Origin of the sequence: Clostridium paridis (assembly GCF_016765615.1) — a bacterium.
Classification (GTDB): domain Bacteria; phylum Bacillota; class Clostridia; order Clostridiales; family Clostridiaceae; genus Clostridium_T; species Clostridium_T paridis.
The window spans coordinates 1-19,475 of the sequence record NZ_JAESWA010000012.1; the positions used below are offsets into that span (position 1 = coordinate 1).

General features: G+C 31.2%; 13 protein-coding genes and 8 tRNA genes. 1 reads left to right on the forward strand and 20 read right to left on the reverse strand.

Going from position 1 to position 19,475, the window contains the following annotated elements:
* Positions 1-417: 417 nt before the first annotated feature.
* A complete protein-coding gene (locus JK634_RS02210) occupies positions 418-1,410 on the forward strand; it encodes a DUF5050 domain-containing protein (protein WP_202765998.1) in 993 nt (330 codons plus the stop codon).
* A gap of 97 nt (positions 1,411-1,507) precedes the next feature.
* Here JK634_RS02210 and murD read toward each other — a convergent pair whose 3' ends face one another.
* The 20 genes from murD to JK634_RS02310 all read right to left on the reverse strand — a co-directional run bounded on the left by murD (position 1,508) and on the right by JK634_RS02310 (position 19,380).
* Positions 1,508-2,887, reverse strand: a complete 1,380-nt coding sequence (murD, locus tag JK634_RS02215; protein WP_202765999.1) for a UDP-N-acetylmuramoyl-L-alanine--D-glutamate ligase — start codon at positions 2,885-2,887, stop codon at positions 1,508-1,510.
* A gap of 267 nt (positions 2,888-3,154) precedes the next feature.
* Positions 3,155-4,546, reverse strand: coding sequence for a glycine--tRNA ligase (locus JK634_RS02220; RefSeq protein WP_202766000.1), 1,392 nt, complete (start codon positions 4,544-4,546; stop codon positions 3,155-3,157).
* 388 nt (positions 4,547-4,934) lie between these two features.
* A tRNA-Asn gene (locus JK634_RS02225) sits at positions 4,935-5,009 on the reverse strand.
* A gap of 106 nt (positions 5,010-5,115) precedes the next feature.
* On the reverse strand, positions 5,116-6,621 hold the full coding sequence (lysS, locus tag JK634_RS02230; RefSeq protein ID WP_202766001.1) for a lysine--tRNA ligase: 1,506 nt from the start codon (positions 6,619-6,621) through the stop codon (positions 5,116-5,118).
* A gap of 13 nt (positions 6,622-6,634) precedes the next feature.
* Positions 6,635-7,117, reverse strand: coding sequence for a transcription elongation factor GreA (greA, locus tag JK634_RS02235; RefSeq protein WP_202766002.1), 483 nt, complete (start codon positions 7,115-7,117; stop codon positions 6,635-6,637).
* A gap of 118 nt (positions 7,118-7,235) precedes the next feature.
* Positions 7,236-8,048, reverse strand: coding sequence for a hypothetical protein (locus JK634_RS02240; protein ID WP_202766003.1), 813 nt, complete (start codon positions 8,046-8,048; stop codon positions 7,236-7,238).
* A 46-nt stretch (positions 8,049-8,094) separates the two neighbouring features.
* Positions 8,095-9,081 carry a tRNA dihydrouridine synthase DusB gene (dusB, locus tag JK634_RS02245; protein WP_202766004.1) on the reverse strand — a complete coding sequence of 329 codons (987 nt, stop codon included), beginning with the start codon at positions 9,079-9,081 and terminating at the stop codon, positions 8,095-8,097.
* A gap of 6 nt (positions 9,082-9,087) precedes the next feature.
* Positions 9,088-9,867: a type III pantothenate kinase gene (locus JK634_RS02250; RefSeq protein ID WP_202766005.1), complete on the reverse strand. Its 780-nt coding sequence runs from the start codon at positions 9,865-9,867 to the stop codon at positions 9,088-9,090.
* Between the two features lie 239 nt (positions 9,868-10,106).
* The gene (locus JK634_RS02255; RefSeq protein ID WP_202766006.1) at positions 10,107-11,774 is read right to left on the reverse strand and encodes a formate--tetrahydrofolate ligase; all 1,668 of its coding nucleotides are present in this window, start codon (positions 11,772-11,774) and stop codon (positions 10,107-10,109) included.
* A gap of 149 nt (positions 11,775-11,923) precedes the next feature.
* A complete protein-coding gene (gene ftsH, locus JK634_RS02260; RefSeq protein ID WP_202766007.1) occupies positions 11,924-13,726 on the reverse strand; it encodes an ATP-dependent zinc metalloprotease FtsH in 1,803 nt (600 codons plus the stop codon).
* Between the two features lie 77 nt (positions 13,727-13,803).
* Positions 13,804-14,343, reverse strand: coding sequence for a hypoxanthine phosphoribosyltransferase (gene hpt / locus JK634_RS02265; protein ID WP_202766008.1), 540 nt, complete (start codon positions 14,341-14,343; stop codon positions 13,804-13,806).
* A gap of 5 nt (positions 14,344-14,348) precedes the next feature.
* Positions 14,349-15,743, reverse strand: a complete 1,395-nt coding sequence (gene tilS / locus JK634_RS02270) for a tRNA lysidine(34) synthetase TilS (protein WP_202766009.1) — start codon at positions 15,741-15,743, stop codon at positions 14,349-14,351.
* Positions 15,744-15,864: 121 nt separating this feature from the next.
* The gene (spoIIE, locus tag JK634_RS02275) at positions 15,865-18,261 is read right to left on the reverse strand and encodes a stage II sporulation protein E (RefSeq protein ID WP_202766010.1); all 2,397 of its coding nucleotides are present in this window, start codon (positions 18,259-18,261) and stop codon (positions 15,865-15,867) included.
* A 487-nt stretch (positions 18,262-18,748) separates the two neighbouring features.
* A tRNA-Leu gene (locus JK634_RS02280) sits at positions 18,749-18,837 on the reverse strand.
* Positions 18,838-18,850: 13 nt separating this feature from the next.
* A tRNA-Met gene (locus JK634_RS02285) sits at positions 18,851-18,927 on the reverse strand.
* Between the two features lie 9 nt (positions 18,928-18,936).
* Positions 18,937-19,012 (reverse strand) — tRNA-Met (locus JK634_RS02290).
* Positions 19,013-19,018: 6 nt separating this feature from the next.
* A tRNA-Leu gene (locus JK634_RS02295) sits at positions 19,019-19,107 on the reverse strand.
* Between the two features lie 13 nt (positions 19,108-19,120).
* Positions 19,121-19,197, reverse strand: a tRNA-Met gene (locus tag JK634_RS02300).
* A gap of 12 nt (positions 19,198-19,209) precedes the next feature.
* Positions 19,210-19,285 (reverse strand) — tRNA-Met (locus JK634_RS02305).
* 6 nt (positions 19,286-19,291) lie between these two features.
* Positions 19,292-19,380 (reverse strand) — tRNA-Leu (locus JK634_RS02310).
* Positions 19,381-19,475 lie beyond the last annotated feature (95 nt).

Below are 19,475 nucleotides of genomic sequence, written 5' to 3' on the forward strand. Positions count from 1 at the left end.
CTGAGCCAGGATCAAACTCTCAATTTGAAAGCTTAATCTAACTCAAAAGATTACGTTGACTTAAGTTTATTTCTAAATCTTACTTCATTTCCTCTGTTTAATTTTCAAAGAGCAATTAAAACTTGCTTAACTATAATAACATTTTGATTATCTAGTGTCAAGCACTTTTTTGTTGCATCGCCATCAGCGACGAATAAAATAGTACCATGATGTATATATATATATTTCTCATTTAAGGTTCAATTAATTCAAATAAGTTGTTCATTCTTAATATTTCAATTAAATTCTCAATTGTTCTATTATAGATACACTAGGATAGGTTTATCTTGATTTATCAATTATATTATAGTGCCGTATAGTCTTTTCATTAAATTACGATATAATAAAATATATACTATTTAAAGGAGGTAATTAAATTTGAAGAAAATATTAATAGCTGTTTTAATATCATCCTTAAGTTTTTCTCTAATATCTTGTAGTAAAAGCAGTAACAGTGATACTAAAACTCCAAGTAGTTCGTCTATATCTATCAATTCTCCAAGCACAAACGAAGCAACACCTGTTACAATAACAGATACTGTCGATACACCAAACAATTTTTATGCTATTGATTCAAAAAATATTTTTCCTGATTGGAGAAATAATAATAAATTAACATCATTTGATAAAGACCTTACGAATGGAATTAAGACAGATACCATATTTGATCCTATATCCTCACCTAATTCAATTGGAGTTTCTGGAACCATTGTATATTTTGGAAATGCTAGTGATTCATCAGCACTTTACTCTTTTGATACCACAAGTAAAACTCAAACCAAAATATCTGATGACGTTCCTCAAAACATAATATTCTCTCAAAATAATTTATTTTACATAAATAAAAGCAATAATAACTATATTACAAAATATGATTTGGATAAAAAGTCAAGAACTGCATTAACTCAAGATTCTAGTGGTAATTTTGTTGTTTCTGGACAATGGATAATATATCAAAATGCCTCTGACAACTTCTCAATATATGCAGTCAAAACAGATGGTACCAATAGAGTGAAATTATCTAAATCCTCTGTTGAAAGCTTTATTATATATAAAAGCAACATAATTTTTGTTAATTCTTCTGATAATGATAAATTGTACTATTTAGATTTATCTACTCAAGAAGAAAAGAAAATATTTGATGTGAAAGCTGAAAAACTAAAATCTTCTAATAATAGTATTTTCTTTTTAAACAAGGATTCTTCAAATAGCATTTATTCTCTAATAGACTCTGGCAATAATTCTTTTACAGATAAACCAATAACAACTGATTCAGTTATTGACTATTATATATTAGGTACTTCTATCTTATATCAAAAAAGTATCGCACCAGAAGAAGGTGTATTAATAGTTCAAAATGCTGTCAGCTAAATCATTTAATATAGAAATTAAAACTTTGAAGGAGATAATATTATTACAGATATGTGTAATAATATTATCTCCTTCTTATATACTTTCGCATTTCAAATTACTTTAAACTATTTACTATTTCCTTAAACTTATCTCCCCTTACGGAAAAATTAGGGAACATATCAAAGCTTGCACATGCAGGTGAAAGAGTTACAATATCCCCCTGTTTTGATAAAGTCTTAGCTACATCAACTGCCTCTTCTAATGAATTAACCATGTGGACTGGCACATCTATACCTTTATCATCTTTTAATTTATTAAAAGTAGCTTTAATCTTCTCTCTTGTTGCACCAAGTAAAATAAGTTCTTTTATAAACATATATCCTTCTTCAGCTAGTGGTTCAAATGGTATGTGCTTATCATACCCACCTGCTATCAATATTACTTTTTTATCAAAAGCTTTTAATCCTGCTAAGGTTCTTGTAGGACTAGATGCTATTGAATCATTATAATACTTTACTCCATCTATTTCTTTTACTAGCTCACATCTATGTTCTACACCTTTAAAAGTTTTAGCAACCTTCTTCATTGTTTCTATTTTCACATCATCTTTTGTTACTAAAAACGCCGCTAAGTAATTTTCCATATTATGAGTCCCTCTAAGTATTACTTCTTTCTCAGCAACAACTTCTCTTTCACCTAAATATAGAATTCCATTTCTTAAATAAGCTCCATTAATCAATTCTTCCTTAGAAGAAAAGAAGTTAACCTTCCCCTTAGCCTCTTTTTCGAAACTATTTGTTATAGAATTATCTTTATTTATAACTAACAAATCATCTTTAGCTTGATACTTAAAAATATTTTTCTTAGAATCTATATATTCTTCCATTCCTTTATGCATGTCTAAATGATTTGGGGTTAAATTAGTCACTATTGTTCTCTCTATCCTGCTATCCATTGTCATTAATTGAAATGAAGATAATTCTAGCACAACTCTATCTGATTCTCTTATTTCTTCAATTTTTGAGAAAAGAGGAGTTCCTATATTTCCTCCAACCCAAGTCTTATAGCCTTCTTCCATAAGTAACTTAGAAACAATAGTTGTTGTAGTTGTTTTACCATCACTACCAGTTACTCCATATATCTTTGCAGGACAATACCTAACAAACTCCTCCATTTCAGAAGTAATATAAGCACCCTGCTTCTTAGCTTCATCTAATTCTGGAATATCAATTCTCATGCCAGGAGTCTTAAATATTACTTGAAAGCCGTTAAGCTTGGTCAAATAATCCTCTCCTAACATCAGTTTAACATTCTTATTTTTAAATGATATAGCTATATCACCAAGTTCATTTTCTTCTTTTTTATCAAAAGCTGTTACTTTAGCATCTAAACTTAACAAAAAATCTATTAGAGGAATATTACTTACTCCAATACCTACTACAGCAACATTCTTTCCCTTTATGAATCTCTTAAATTCATTAAAATCTTTTTTCATTTAGTTTTCCTCCAAAAAAATCTATATACACTAAATTTTTGCCTATTTTATTTTTATTATAACATTGGTTGTATTATAATTCCACTTTAGACAAGCTGCTTCATATACAATGTAGCCATTAACTTTAAATCTGATAAAAATATATATACATAGTATGATTTTATGAAATAATATTCTACAAGTTGTTGTGGTAAATGTTTTTAATTGCAAAAAGAGCTACCAGAGAATGTTTTCCGATAAAATCATTCTGTGATAGCCCCTTTATTATTAAAATTCTAATCTTTTTTCTATATATGCTTCTAAGTCGCTTATTTTAACTCTCTCTTGAGCCATTGTATCTCTATCCCTTACAGTTACTGCTCCATCTTCAAGAGTATCGAAATCTACAGTTATACAGAATGGAGTTCCTATTTCATCTTGTCTTCTATATCTCTTTCCTATGCTTCCAGCTTCATCATACTCAATGTTGAATTTTTTAGCAAGAGATGAATATACCTCATCTGCTTTTTCTGATAATTTCTTAGAAAGTGGTAAAACAGCTGCTTTAAATGGTGCTAATGCAGGGTGTAGGTGTAATACTGTTCTTACATCTCCGCCTTCAAGTTCCTCTTCATCATAAGCATCTATTAAAAATGCAAGAGCTACTCTATCTGCACCTAAAGAAGGTTCTACACAGTAAGGAACATATCTCTCATTTGTGGAAGGATCTAGATAGCTTAAATCTTCTCCTGAATGCTCTTGATGTTTCTTAAGGTCATAATCTGTTCTATCAGCTATTCCCCATAATTCTCCCCATCCAAATGGGAATAAGTACTCTATATCAGAAGTTGCATTTGAGTAGAATGAAAGCTCTTCAGCTTCGTGATCTCTCATTCTTAAATTTTCTTTATTTGCTCCTAAGTTTAATAAGAAGTTCCAGCAATATTCTCTCCAATAGTTAAACCATTCTATATCAGTTCCTGGTTTACAGAAGAATTCTAATTCCATTTGTTCGAATTCTCTTGTTCTGAATGTAAAGTTTCCTGGTGTTATTTCATTTCTAAATGACTTACCAATTTGAGCTATTCCAAATGGAACTTTCTTTCTTGAACTTCTTTGAACTGATTTAAAGTTAACAAATATTCCTTGAGCCGTTTCAGGTCTTAAGAATATTTCTGACTTTGCATCCTCAGTTACTCCTTGGAAAGTTTTGAACATTAAATTAAACTTTCTTATCTCAGTATAATTCTTCTTTCCGCATTTAGGACATACTATGTTATTGTCATCTATATACTTCTTAAGCTCTTCATTACTCCAGCCATCTGCGGTTGCAACCTCTGCTCCATTTGCAGTCATATGATCTTCAACAATCTTATCTGCTCTAAATCTTGTTTTACATTCTTTACAATCCATTAATGGATCAGAAAATCCTCCTACATGTCCTGATGCAACCCAAACTTCTCTATTCATAAGTATTGCGCAATCAACACCAACGTTATATGGACTTTCTTGAACGAACTTTTTCCACCATGCCTTTTTAACATTGTTTTTGAATTCTACTCCTAAAGGGCCATAATCCCATGAATTTGCAAGGCCTCCATAAATCTCTGAGCCAGGAAATATAAACCCTCTGTTTTTTGCAAGTGCAACGATTTTATCCATTGTCTTTTCTACTGCCATAATAATACCTCCAACCTAACTTAATTTGTACTTTATAATTTTTCAGTAAAATAAAAAAAGCCATTACCATAAAGGGACGAAAATATCTTTCCGCGGTTCCACCCTTCTTGGCAATTGCCCTGCTTTAACATTTCGTGCATTCAAAAGTGCCCTTCACCTTAAGATTTGATAGTTTTCACCAAACACTACCTCTCTAAATAAATCATAAAGTTACTCCTCTTTATCATCATGCCTATTAAATTTTATATTAATAATATAATCAAATCCTCACATATTGTCAACCAAAATCCAAAGTATTCAAAACACCAATATTATAAATTCCTAAAGAGTAAAAAAAAATCAGCTTACGCTGAATCTCATTACTATTATTATCTTCTAAAAATAAAATTGGCTCCGCGAAGAGGGCTCGAACCTCCAACCTATCGGTTAACAGCCGAGTGCTCCACCATTGAGCTATCGCGGAACGTCAATCACAAATATTATTATATCAAGATTTTAATAAAATGCAATAGTTTTCTCAAAAATTTTTCATAAAAAAAATCGCCCACTTCTGGGCGATTTATTAAAACTTACTGTAATGGCTTCATTGTTGGGAATAAGATTACGTCTCTAATTGATGCTGAATCTGTTAAGAACATGATTAGTCTATCAATACCGATTCCTAATCCTCCTGTTGGAGGCATACCTGTTTCTAAAGCACTCATGAATTCTTCATCTATCATGTATGCTTCATCATCTCCTAGATCTCTTTCCTTTTCTTGTTGTTCAAATCTTTCTCTTTGAACAATAGGATCATTTAATTCAGAGTAAGCATTACATACCTCTCTTCCAAAAACAAATCCTTCAAATCTTTCAGTGAATTCTTCATTTCCTCTTTTCTTTTTAGTAAGAGGAGATATTTCAACTGGATAATCTATTACAAAAGTAGGTTGTATCATTTTTTCTTCACAGTATTCTTCGTAAAGAGCATTTAATACTTCTCCTTTTGTTACAGTTGATAAAGGTTTCTTAAATTCTAGATTTCTTTCTTTTGCTATTTTTTGAGCTTCTTCATTGCTTGAAATAGCATTGTAATCTACATTAGCATATTCTTTAACTGCATCAACCATAGTTATTCTTCTCCAAGGTGGTTTGAAATCTATTTCAGTTCCTTGGTATGAAACCTTAGTTGATCCATTAACTTTTTCACAAACATATGCTACCATATTTTCAGTGATTTCCATCATATCATTATAATCAGCATATGCTTCATATAATTCAATTGTAGTGAATTCTGGGTTATGTTTTACTGACATCCCTTCATTTCTGAAGATTCTTCCCATATCATATACTTTTTCGAATCCACCAACTATACATCTTTTTAAGTGTAATTCTGTTGCAATTCTTAAATACATATCTATATCTAATGTATTATGGTGAGTAATAAATGGTCTAGCAGCTGCACCTCCTGCTGTTGGTGATAGCATAGGTGTGTCAACTTCTAAATATCCTCTATTATCTAAGAATTGTCTAATACCAGATATTATCTTAGATCTCTTAATAAAAGTTTCTCTAACATCTTGATTAGTTATTAAATCTAGTTCTCTTTGTCTATATCTTAAGTCTGGATCTTTTAAGCCATGCCATTTTTCTGGTAGAGGTTTTAATGATTTACAAATAAGTTTGAATTCATTAACCTTTACAGATATTTCTCCTGCTTTAGTTTTAAAAACTTCTCCTTCTGCTGAAATCCAATCTCCTAAATCGAAAGTCTTAAAGGATTTAAGATTTTCTTCTCCAACAGCATCAAGTTTTATAAATAATTGAAGTTTTCCTTCTTTATCATGAATATCTGCAAAAATTACTTTTCCTTGGCCTCTTTTAGACATTAGTCTTCCAGCAACCTTTACATTTTTTCCTTCTAAAGATTCAAAATCTTCTTTTACTGCTTTTGAAGAATGGCTTACTTCAACCTTATAAACATCGAAAGGATCATTTCCTGTAGCCTTTAATTCTTCAAGTTTTTGTCTTCTCAATCTCTCTTGTTCACTAAATTGAGCTTCTAACTGGTTAATGTTCATTTCCTCATTTGACATTGTGAAACCTCCGTTACTCTCTTCTAATTCCTAAAACTTCGAATTTATTTGTACCACCTGGCACTATAACTTCTACTGTGTCTCCTACTTTTTTACCTAAAAGTGCAGCACCAACTGGTGACTCATTTGATATTTTATAGTTCATTGGATCTGCTTCTGCTGAACCAACTATTATATACTCAACTTCTTCATCAAACTCAAAATCCTTAACTTTTACAACTGATCCTACAGTTACTGAATCTGTTGAAATTTCCGACTCATCAACAACTACTGCATTTTTAAGCATGTTTTCTAGCTGAAGAATTCTTCCTTCAGTGAATGCTTGCTCATTCTTAGCTTCATCGTATTCTGAGTTTTCGCTTAAATCACCGTAACCTAAAGCTACTTTTATTTTTTCAGTAATTTCTTTTCTTTTAACAGTTTTTAAAAATTCAAGTTCATCTTCTAGTTTTTTAACTCCTTCATAAGTTAAAATTACCTTTTTTTGCTCGCTCATTTCTTTCTCCCCTTCTACATAGCTCATTTTATACAGTATATTATTAATTTAATATATATTTTTAACTATAGGATTATTTAACATATTATAAAACTAAGTACACTTACTGTCAATAATTCTATACCTTTATTTCCTTTTTTCCAAGTTTTATTTTACTAATTTCTATCTTATTACAATTTAGTATTTCTTCTACTGTTTTATTATTCCCTTTGCTTGATTTTAATAAAACTCCTAGCAATTCAGGCGGAATATCCTCCTTAAGTTCAGGTAAATAAAACTCCACATCATTTATTGCATGCATAATATAATTTTTAGGTAAATAGTAATTATTTAAATACCAAACGCCTAAAGAGCTGTATTCCTTATCATATTCTGTAACAATAAAATCAATATTCTCCGTCTTATCCTCTGTAAACGCTATTTCTGGTGAAACCCCATAATTAGCTATTATATATTCCCTTATTTTACTTGCTTCTTTATAATTTCTTGTTATTAAAAGAATTCTATTTGTATACATGGCACATTGCTTTATTATTGGCAAGTTTGATACATTTCCACCATCCTCTATGCCTATAGTTGAATTGCTTATCTTCTTATGATTATTCATAAGAATGATTTTTATAGATGCAATAATTCCATAGGCTAAAACATCCCTTTGGAAATTCTCTAAATAATTAAAATCATATTTTCTATTTCCCTTTATGCTGATGGAATCCCATTTTCTCCTACCTATTGCCCTAACTACATTATTAGAGTAAGAACTCCAATTTAGATTTGGTGGAATACTTACTCTAACTATATTGCTGTTAAAATCACTTAAATTAATTTGTGCAATTCTTTTTATTTTAAAACTATCTAATATTTTTGTTACAGAGTTATTTTTGAAATATGGTTCTCCGTCAGCTACCCGTATATCTAAAATATCTCTCACTAAGCTTTACCTCATATATTATTCTTATGGTATATTATTCACTCAGCTAATTATTAATACCTTCAGATTCTAAATATATCATATAACTTTTTAAAATTTCAAAAACGTCATTTATATTTTCTTGGAGGTTTATTTTATTTTTAATATCAGTACAATTGTTTAGTCCTTTTATATACCAAGCTGAATGCTTTCTCATTTCTCTAATAGCTTTATATTCTCCATCATACTTAAATGCCAATTCATAATGTCTCATACACATTTTTATCTTTTCTGATGGAGTCGGATATGTAACTTCTTCACCTTTTAATATCTGAGAAATCTGCTTAAATATCCAAGGATTCCCCATACTTCCTCTTGCAATCATTATTCCATCACAATTAGAAACTCTTTTTAATTCTAATGCATCTTCTGGTTTAAAGATATCCCCATTACCTATAACTGGAATACCAACAGCATTCTTTACCTTAGCTATTATGTCCCAATCCGCCTTACCTTCATACATTTGTTCTCGTGTTCTTCCATGCACTGCTATTGTATCAGCTCCTGCGTCTTCCATCCACTTAGCAAATTCTACTGCATTTATATTATCTTCATTAAATCCTTTTCTAAACTTTACAGTTACAGGTTTTTTTGAAACTTTCTTTATAGAACTCACTATCTCCCATGCAAGTTTTGGATCTTTCATCAATGCAGACCCTTCACCATTCTTTACTATCTTAGGAGCTGGACACCCCATATTTATATCTATAATGCATATATCTTCTCTTTCATTAAAGTATTTCTCAACTACCTCAGCCATGACTTTGGGATCATTCCCAAAAATTTGTGCTGCTACAGGTCGCTCTTCATCAGCTGTTCTAAGTAAATTCATTGTATTATCACTACCATAATACATTGCCTTTGAACTTATCATTTCTGTATATACTAACTCGCAACCCATCTCTTTGCAAAGCCCTCTAAAAGAAATGTCTGTAACACCTGCCATAGGAGCTAAGAAAATAGCATTTTCAAATTCTAGATTTCCTATTTTCACTATATCCTACTCCTTATTCTTTTCATAAATTATCTTTAGTCCCTCTAAGGTAAGCTGTGGTTCTATAATATCAATTACATCAGTACTTTCTGCAATAAGTTTCGCAAGTCCCCCTGTTGCAACTACTATAGGTTCATCTTCTCCAACTGCCATCATTTCTTTTTTCATTGCTCTAACTATATACTCAACTCCACCAACATATGAATATATTATGCCAGCTTGCATACTGGATATAGTATTTTTACAAATAACGCCCTTAGGTTTTTCTAATTCAACTCTAGGTAATTTGGCTGCTCTTTGGAATAGTGCTTCAGATGATATTTTTATTCCTGGTACAATATTGCCTCCTAGATAGTTTCCATTCTTAGTTAATGCGCAGAATGTTGTTGCAGTTCCAAAATCTATTATTATTGAACTTCTTCTAAACTTTTCATGTGCTGCAACAGCATTTACTATCCTATCTGCACCTACCTCTTTTGGATTATCATATTTAATATTTATTCCAGTTTTCACACCTGGTCCTACAATTACTGGGTCAACATTAAAACATTTTCTAATCATATGTTCAAGAGAATACATTATATTAGGAACTACTGAAGAAATTATTATTCCTTCAACATCCCTTGGGTTTATGTCATTTTGATGAAATAGCTGAGTAACTTGTATTCCATATTCATCAGATGTTTTATTTGCATCTGTTGATATTCTCCAACTTGCACTAAATCCATTTTCATCATTAAGCCCTAAAACTATGTTAGTATTTCCAACATCTATTAATAATATCATATTGCACCACCTAAAATAATAAAATAAGGAGGGTAAAAGATTCCTTCAAATCATTTATAACAAAAGAACCGCCTCTCCATTTTAATAAATCATAAAAATTGAATTTTATACTGTAAATTTAACAATTTAATTTTAGCAATTAATTATCATTTGTCAAGATATTAACAAAAAGAAAGTTGTTAATAATTAACAACTTTCTTTTCATATTTTTTACCAGCTATATTTTAAAATATTAATATCTAAAATAATCCTACTATTTCCCCATCATCTAATATATCCATTCTATTCGCTGCAGGTACCTTAGGCAATCCTGGCATAGTCATAATATCACCAGTTAATACTACTATAAATCCTGCCCCCTTAGAAACTCTGACTTCTCTAACTGTAATATCGAAATTAGAAGCCTTGCCAAGAAGATTAGGATTATCTGAAAGTGAATATTGAGTTTTTGCCATACATATTGGTAACTCATCACAATTTATTCTTTCTAATTCTTTTATTTGATTAATTGCTTGTGGTGTGAAATTCACTCCTCTAGCTCCATATATTTCTTGTGCTATCTTAGTAATTTTATCTGTTACTTTGTCTTCAACTTTATATAACACTTTAAAATCCGAAACTTCATTATCTAAAATATTGATAACTTCATTTGCAAGCTCAATTCCGCCTTCGCCACCCTTTGCCCATACATCTGATAGCGCCACTTTTACATTTTTCTCTTTACAATAGTTTTCTATTAGCTTAATTTCCTCTTCTGTATCACTAAGGAATCTATTAATAGCAACTACCAATGGAACTCCATATTTATTAACATTTTCAATATGTTTCCCTAAATTATCTAATCCTTTTGAGAGACATTCTAAGTTTTCTGCACTTAAATCAGCTTTTGAAGCTCCTCCATGATGTTTTAACGCTCTAATTGTAGCTACTAATACAACACAATCCGGATTAAGACCTGCATATCTGCATTTTATATCAAAGAATTTCTCAGCTCCTAAATCTGCTCCAAATCCAGCTTCTGTTACTACAATATCTCCTAATTTCAATGCCATTTTTGTAGCAATAATAGAATTGCATCCATGGGCTATATTTGCAAAAGGTCCTCCATGTATTATTGCTGGAGTATTTTCTAAAGTTTGAACTAGATTTGGTTTTATTGCATCTTTCATCAATAAAGCCATGGCACCTTGCACTTGAATATCTTTTGCATAGACAGGTTCCCCATCCAAATTATAAGCAACTAATATATTACCCATTCTTTCCTTTAAATCTTTTAAATCTTTAGCTAAACATAATATTGCCATTATTTCAGATGCTACTGTAATCATAAAACCATCTTCTCTTAAGAATCCATTAGGTTTACCACCCATACCAACTACTACTTGTCTTAATGCTCTATCATTCATATCCATTACTCTTTTAAATAGTATTCTTCTTGCATCGATTCTTAACTGATTTCCTTGATGTATATGATTATCTATAGCCGCTGAAAGCAAATTATTAGCAGTAGTAATGGCATGCATATCCCCTGTAAAATGTAAGTTTATATCTTCCATTGGTACAACTTGAGCATATCCACCACCTGCTGCTCCCCCTTTAACCCCAAATACAGGACCTAATGAAGGTTCTCTCATAGCTACTACAGAATTTTTATTTAATCTACATAACGCTTGACTCAATCCAACAGTTACTGTAGATTTCCCTTCTCCCGCAGGAGTTGGATTTATTGCAGTTACCAAAACTAATTTTCCATCTTTCTTTGATGTTTTATCCATGACATCTAAAGAAATTTTGCATTTGTATTTACCATATAACTCTATATCATCTTCATTTAACCCTAATTTTTCAGCTATATTAACAATAGGTTGCATTTTTGCACCTTGTGCAATTTCAATATCACTTTTCATTCTGAGACACCTCTTTTATTTAAAGTATTTAAAATTTCCTTGTTTATTATACCATTTATAAATATAATTTTAAATATTTTTTTGTTTATTTTCGTGTTATTACGAACAAATATTAAAAGAAAGCCGTATTTCATACGGCTTTCACTCTTTTATGCATTATTAAATACTTCTTGGAATTCATTAGCTTCAAGTCTTTCTCTTTCAAGTAAAGCTTGTGCTACTGCATGAAGCTTATTTATATTTTCTGTTAATATCTTTTGTGCGCTATTATAAGCATCATCAATCAATCCCTTGATTTCATTATCTATTTTAGCTCCAATATCTTCACTAAAGTTTCTTGATCTTCCGATATCTCTTCCTAAGAAAACTTCATTTTGATCAGTTCCATAGCTGATTGGACCTACTTCTTCACTCATTCCGTATTCCATAACCATTGCTCTTGCTATATTTGAAGCTCTGTCTATATCATTTTTAGCTCCAGTACTTATATCTCCAATAACAAGTTTTTCTGCAACTCTTCCACCTAGAAGTCCTACCATATCATCTTTAAGTTTAGACTTAGATGTATATGATCTATCCTCCTTAGGAAGATGCATTGTATAACCACCAGCCATACCTCTAGGTATAATACTGATTTGATGAACTGGATCTGAATTTTCTAAGAACATAGCTACAACTGCATGACCTGCTTCGTGATAAGCTGTAAGCTTCTTGTCGTGCTCGCTTATAACTCTACTCTTCTTTTCTGGACCAGCGATTACTCTAGTAATAGCCTCTTCCATTTCTTCCATTCCAATTCTATTTTTAGTTTTTCTTACAGAAAGTAGTGCTGCTTCATTAGTAAGGTTTTCTATATCTGCACCTGTAAAGCCTGGAGTTCTTTTTGCTAAAACTTCAAGATTTACATCTTCTGCTAATGGCTTATGTCTAGTATGAACCTTTAGAATCTCTTCTCTACCTTTAACATCAGGAGCTCCTACCATGATTTGTCTATCAAATCTTCCAGGTCTAAGTAATGCAGGATCTAAGATATCAGGTCTATTAGTTGCTGCTATCATAATTATTCCTTCATTTACTCCGAATCCATCCATTTCAACTAGTAATTGATTTAATGTTTGTTCTCTTTCATCGTGTCCTCCACCAAGGCCAGCACCTCTTTGTCTACCAACTGCATCTATTTCATCAATAAATACAATAGAAGATGGGAACTTCTTCGCTTGCTCAAATAGGTCTCTTACCCTTGAAGCACCAACTCCAACAAACATTTCTACGAAATCTGAACCTGAAATACTAAGGAATGGTACTCCAGCTTCTCCTGCTATGGCTTTTGCAAGAAGAGTTTTACCTGTTCCTGGAGGCCCAACTAATAAGACACCCTTAGGAATTCTTGCTCCCATATCTGTATACTTCTTAGGATCCTTTAAGAAATCTACAATCTCTGCCAGTTCCTCTTTCTCCTCATCTGCACCTGCTACATCTTTAAATGAAACCTTCTTCTTATCAGGCGTTGCCATTTTGGCCCTACTTCTACCAAAATTCATTACTCCACGATTGCCACCACCGCTTTGAGATTGTTGCATAAAAATAAATAAGAAAATTAAGAACACAACTATCAGCAATACGGTAGGAATTAAATTTAACCATTCTTTTGTGCTTTTAGGTGCATCAAAAGATAAATCAACTGAATCCTTTGGACTTGCTGCAATTAAAGTATTTAATGTTTCTAAAGGTACATAAGCATTAAATACCTTTCCATCATTCAAAGTACCCTCTATAGTTATATTATCCTGATTTACACGTATTGATTTCACTTCATTGTTTTGGTAATGTTGTTTAAATTGACTGTATGATAATATGTCCTTAGTTTTACCGCTTTCCCAAATAGTAAAAGCTATAAACATAACCATAACAGATATTATAATCCAGGCCGTTGCGCTTGAAAATTTTTTCATTTAAGGCCCCCCTCTCTTTCTAGTTATTATAAAATTTTATCATATATAAATTTATCTAACAACAATAAGATTTTATTCTATTTTTCATAAACCTCAGGTTTTAATATTCCTATAAAAGGTAAATTCCTGTATTTTTCTGCATAATCTATTCCATAGCCAACAATAAATTCATCTGGAACATCAAATCCTTGATATTTTACATCAACATCTGTTTTTCTCCTTGCTGACTTATTTAGCAAGGTAACTATGTTAATACTCTTAGCTCCCCTACCTTGTAAGTATTTCCCTAAATAGTTCAATGTTATTCCACTGTCTACTATATCTTCTACTATTAAAATATCTTTTCCCTCAATTCCATGATCTAAGTCCTTTAATATCCTTACTACCCCTGAGGTTTCAGTAGAGTTTCCATATGAAGAAACTGCCATAAAGTCAATCTCACATGGAACTTTAATGTTCTTAATTAGTTCTGCCGCAAAAATTACAGATCCCTTTAAAACCCCAACAATCACGAGATTTTTCCCTTTGTAATCCTCACTTATCAAATTCGCTAATTCCACAATTTTAGCTTTTATCGTTTCCTCATCGAATAAAATCTCTTTAATATCTTTTATCATTCTCTTTATTCCTTTCTAGAAAACTTAATCCTTAATATATTTTTTGTATTTTTAGTTATTTTAAAATCCTCTGAAGTTCTAATACCAACAATCCAAGCTATTTCATCATTAAAACATACTAAAGGAATTTCATCTCTATCTTCCCTTGGAATTTTCAGATCCATAAATAAATCTTTAAGTTTTTTCTTCCCCTTCATTCCATAAGGTTTTATAGCATCTCCATCTTTTCTTCTTCTTACTTCTATACTACTAACTATCTTATCATAATCAAAATATTTAATTAAAGAGTCTTTAGAAAAATTTAACTTTTCATCTTTTTTTAAAACACTAAATTCTATATTATAATTATAGAACTCTACTAAATAATTATATACATTTTCTTTATTTATTAATATATTATTTTCTTTTATATTTTCTTTTTCGTCATTATTAGTAAATCTTATTTCTATATTTCCATAGGAATTTGAAGCTTCAAGCTCATTTGGAAGTGATATTCTACTTCCACTTTTATTCGTTTGAAGAGATACAATATCATAAATATGTTTCATTTCTATATTATAATATTTTTGAGAAAACCTCATTATAGAATTTTTAATAACTCTAGTTAAAATTGCTTCTTTTAATTCGAATAGACCACTTTTAATTATAAGTTTTTCATTAAATACACAATATTTTTCTATTGCTTCCTCTACATAATATTGAATAAATTCACTATCCTTTTCTAATAAAAGAGCTATTCTGTTTAATGTATTTACTATATCTGTATTAAAATTTTCTCTTATATATGGAATTAATTCAAGTCTAACTTTATTTCTTGAATAAATATTTTCTAAATTAGTTTTATCTATCCTTGGATTTAGTCCTTTTTCGATGCAATAATTTTCTATTTCACTTCTCTCACAACTTAAAATAGGCCTTATGTATATTTCATCTCTTTTAGCTTTTATACCTGTTAACCCCTCTAATCCGCTTCCTCTCATTAATCTCATCAATACAGTTTCAGCCTGATCATTAGAATTATGTGCTAGTGCAACTTTATCATATAAGTATCTAGTTCTTATTTCATCAAAAAAATTATAGCGTTCTTCCCTTCCTGCCATTTCAGAACTTATTCCTTTTTCCTTAGAAACCTTATTTATATCTACTCTCTTAACATAACATGGTATATTATTTAGTTCACATATTTTTCTAACATATTCCTCATCTGCATCTGCCTCATCCCCTCTTAGCATATGATTTATGTGCGCTGCCCCAACACTAATATTGAACTCATCTCTCATTTCTATAAGAAGATTTATCAGACATACAGAATCTGGTCCTCCCGAAAGAGCTACTAATATCTTATCTCCCGGGTTTATTAATTTATTCTCATATATATAATTAGTTACTTTTTCTTTCATATTATTTTCACACCTTTAAAACAAATTCATTTTATATTATACCATTTATTATCATTATTCAATTATAAATTCCAAATAAAAGACCTGGTTAAAACCAAGTCTTTTAAATTTATATTAAATTCTAATAACATGCATATACCTTTGAAGCCACGATAGTCATATCATCTTTACACTTACCTCCAGAAAGTTCTTTAGCCTTCTCAAGTATATCTTGTGCCATCTCCTTTGGATTTGTTATCTTAGTTTCTCTTAAATAATTAACTATCCACCCAGTATTTCCAGTTTCATTTTTATTAATTTCTAGAATTCCATCACTTAAGGTGAGTAATATATCTCCATTCTTAAGTTTTCTATTTACCATTTCTATATCTGGTTTATCTAAAACTCCAAAAGGTAATGTCTTTGAATTTATTTCTTCAACCTTATTGTTGCTCTTTATAAAACTTGCTACAGCTCCAATCTTAATAAATTCTACTTCCCCTGTATATAAATCTATTGTATTCATATCTAAGGTAGCAAATTTTTCATCCTCAGCAAACTTCATATTCATTATAGAATTCACTGCATTAATGGCAGTTGTGTTTTTAAACCCTGCAGAAGTAAACTTTTCTATCAATTCTACTGTAGCTTTCGATTCAGTTCCTGCACTAGGCCCCGATCCCATACCATCGCTAACGATTGTCATATAGCCTCCATCTTTTGTGTTTCCAAAAGAATAACTATCTCCAGTATATTTTTCACCTTCCTTGCATGATAATGCCACATGACTTTCAACATAATATTTAGGCATCTCTTCAATGAGTACAGTACACTGATTATTACTAGGATTAATGTGACATCCTTCTCCTCCAACACTCATTGGTTTTCCTATAATATCATTGATTAATGGTATAACATCCTTAATACAAGTTTTACTTCCTTTGCAGTTATCCATAGTGAGTTTAATATTAACCCTACAATTTTTATCCTCATAACAAAATACATCATAGAATTTTATATTATTCTTCCTAAGCATTTTCTTCACATTTCTCTCAAGCTCACTACTTAATTCTATATCTTTATCTAAATTCACTAATATATCTTCTACTGTATCTGCCATATTCCCTATATGCCCAGCGAGCATTCTTCTTCCCTCGGCCAATCTCTTTTTCCACATAGAATTCAGTACATGATTTTCAACTATTTCTTCTGTACTTTTTATTAATCTATTCTTTTTAACACATTTTTTTTCTAAATTAGCAGGGAATTTTATTTTCCCTTCTTCAGCTGATTTAATCAATTCAGAAAAGCTTACATAAGTACTATATAATTCTCTTTTCCAACACATATACTTCATATCACAACTTGAGCATACTCTATCCCCTAGGTTTTCTATCAAAGCTGAACTTGTGTTTTTTAACAGCAATCTATCATTATCATCAAAACTCTGTAGAGTAGTAGACATATTGCCAAGAAGCTGAGTAAAATCTTTTAATCTTTTACCAAACTCCTCTTTAATCTTCATAAAATGAACTTGTGCATTTTTATCTTCTTTTTTCTCTGAATCAAATTCCAAACTTAACTTATTGAAGATTCTTCTAGGGACTATGCTAAATATCAATGCTGATAATACTCCCTCAATTCCACTGTACATTGTAAGATCTTGTGAATACATATTGAGCATCATATATATTATTAAGAAAGCAGCTATCGAAAAGATTTTTCCCATATCTTTAAATATACCAACTGTTAAACCACATATTCCATATAGACACACATAAAAGGGCATATCTCCTGTAGTTATTCCAATAATTGCTCCCAATGCTATTCCAGTAGTTGCACCTAAGGTTCCTTCTGAAATATAAGATATCAAAACGACTACTAACAATCCTATAACATTACGTAAACTAACATTAAGTAAAGTAAGTTGTCCAATTCCAGTTATAGTTAATGCAAGTAAAATTATTATGCTTATTATTTCTTCTTTTGAAAATAAATGTTCTGTATTAAATTCCTCTATACATTCCAATGAGTATTTAATAATATAGCTTACAGATGCCATTACCATAGTTAAAGAAAATGATAATATTATTGAAAAAAGAACTTCATATCCCTGTAGTACATATTTATATATAAGAATTAAGCCATATAGGAAAATGATGTTTTTTATATTATTAACCTTCTTGTCTATCTTTATGGGAATTATAGATCCTAATGTTAATATACAAATAGTTATTATATACATATTTCCATCATTAACTTTACTAATAATAGTTAAGTATCCGACTAACGTTCCAATGGATGCTACTATTTTATATACTCTATCCCTCTCCCCTAAAAAGGATAAAAGATATGCCACTCCAAAAGGTGCTATGTAGTCTACTTTGGATATATTTAAATTTATCATAACTCTACTAACCAACAGTCCTACTGAAAATATTACAGCCAGTTTAACTGGCGAATAGTACATGGTTTCCTTATTCTCTTTTTTTCTTTTACCTATTCTTTTATATGTTTCTACCTCTAACCCATACTGCATTTTTATACCTCCAATTACCAATAAATGTAATATTATTATATCAGCAGCTTTTCAAATTATATGTCATTCTTTGTTTCGAATAATTTTTTTCGTTGGACAAAATTATATATAATTCATAAAAATTGTGTATCCCTCAGCATAGAACTCATTCTATTATTTTTCCTAGAACCTTTAATATTCTATTGCAATAGTTAAGCTTAGAGGTATATATCATTAGATTTTGTTAAGATAATATTTTGTCATGTTATTCTACTCTTTGAAGCTTTATAGAAAACAATTTTTGGAATACTCAATTTTCTATCTTTTTCTTAAGTCCAATAGACATGTTTCCTCTCTTATTATTTTATATAGGGTTTTAGTTCAACTATTAACTTATTCATGCCTGAAAATGTCCAGATGCCGACATTTTCAAACAAGTATAAGTTAAGTTTACTATCAAAAATCCTATATAACAAAAAAGCCTACAATTAAAATTGTAGACTTTTCTTGGTGCTGGAGACCGGAATCGAACCGGTACGGTGTTTAAGCACCGCAGGATTTTAAGTCCTGTGCGTCTGCCAGTTCCGCCACTCCAGCATGTTATATTATTTGGTAGCGGGAACAGGATTCGAACCTGCGACCCTTCGGGTATGAACCGAATGCTCTAGCCAACTGAGCTATCCCGCCTAATTTTTTTGGTTGCGGGGGCAGGACTTGAACCTACGACCTTCGGGTTATGAGCCCGACGAGCTACCAACTGCTCCACCCCGCGATATTATGGTGCTGAAGACCGGAATCGAACCGGTACGGTGTTTAAGCACCGCAGGATTTTAAGTCCTGTGCGTCTGCCAGTTCCGCCACTTCAGCATGTTATGTTATATGGTAGCGGGAACAGGATTCGAACCTGCGACCCTTCGGGTATGAACCGAATGCTCTAGCCAACTGAGCTATCCCGCCTAACTTTCTTTATGGTTGCGGGGGCAGGACTTGAACCTACGACCTTCGGGTTATGAGCCCGACGAGCTACCAACTGCTCCACCCCGCGATATTGTGGTGCTGAAGACCGGAATCGAACCGGTACGGTGTTTAAGCACCGCAGGATTTTAAGTCCTGTGCGTCTGCCAGTTCCGCCACTTCAGCATTAGTTATCAGCACCCTTGGGTTGTGACAACAAAATTAATTATAAGGTACCATTGTACTTCTGTCAACACTTTTTATTATTTTTTTAACTTTAC

What these genes read in the sequence shown, in the direction of transcription:
- JK634_RS02255 (WP_202766006.1), bottom strand. Translation starts at nt 11,774, where the DNA reads ATGAAAAGTGATATTGAAATTGCACAAGGTGCAAAAATGCAACCTATT.
- tilS (WP_202766009.1), bottom strand. Translation starts at nt 15,743, where the DNA reads ATGAAAGAAAAAGTAACTAATTATATATATGAGAATAAATTAATAAAC.
- JK634_RS02250 (WP_202766005.1), bottom strand. Translation starts at nt 9,867, where the DNA reads ATGATATTATTAATAGATGTTGGAAATACTAACATAGTTTTAGGGCTT.
- spoIIE (WP_202766010.1), bottom strand. Translation starts at nt 18,261, where the DNA reads ATGCAGTATGGGTTAGAGGTAGAAACATATAAAAGAATAGGTAAAAGA.
- hpt (WP_202766008.1), bottom strand. Translation starts at nt 14,343, where the DNA reads ATGATAAAAGATATTAAAGAGATTTTATTCGATGAGGAAACGATAAAA.
- greA (WP_202766002.1), bottom strand. Translation starts at nt 7,117, where the DNA reads ATGAGCGAGCAAAAAAAGGTAATTTTAACTTATGAAGGAGTTAAAAAA.
- lysS (WP_202766001.1), bottom strand. Translation starts at nt 6,621, where the DNA reads ATGTCAAATGAGGAAATGAACATTAACCAGTTAGAAGCTCAATTTAGT.
- ftsH (WP_202766007.1), bottom strand. Translation starts at nt 13,726, where the DNA reads ATGAAAAAATTTTCAAGCGCAACGGCCTGGATTATAATATCTGTTATG.
- JK634_RS02220 (WP_202766000.1), bottom strand. Translation starts at nt 4,546, where the DNA reads ATGGCAGTAGAAAAGACAATGGATAAAATCGTTGCACTTGCAAAAAAC.
- murD (WP_202765999.1), bottom strand. Translation starts at nt 2,887, where the DNA reads ATGAAAAAAGATTTTAATGAATTTAAGAGATTCATAAAGGGAAAGAAT.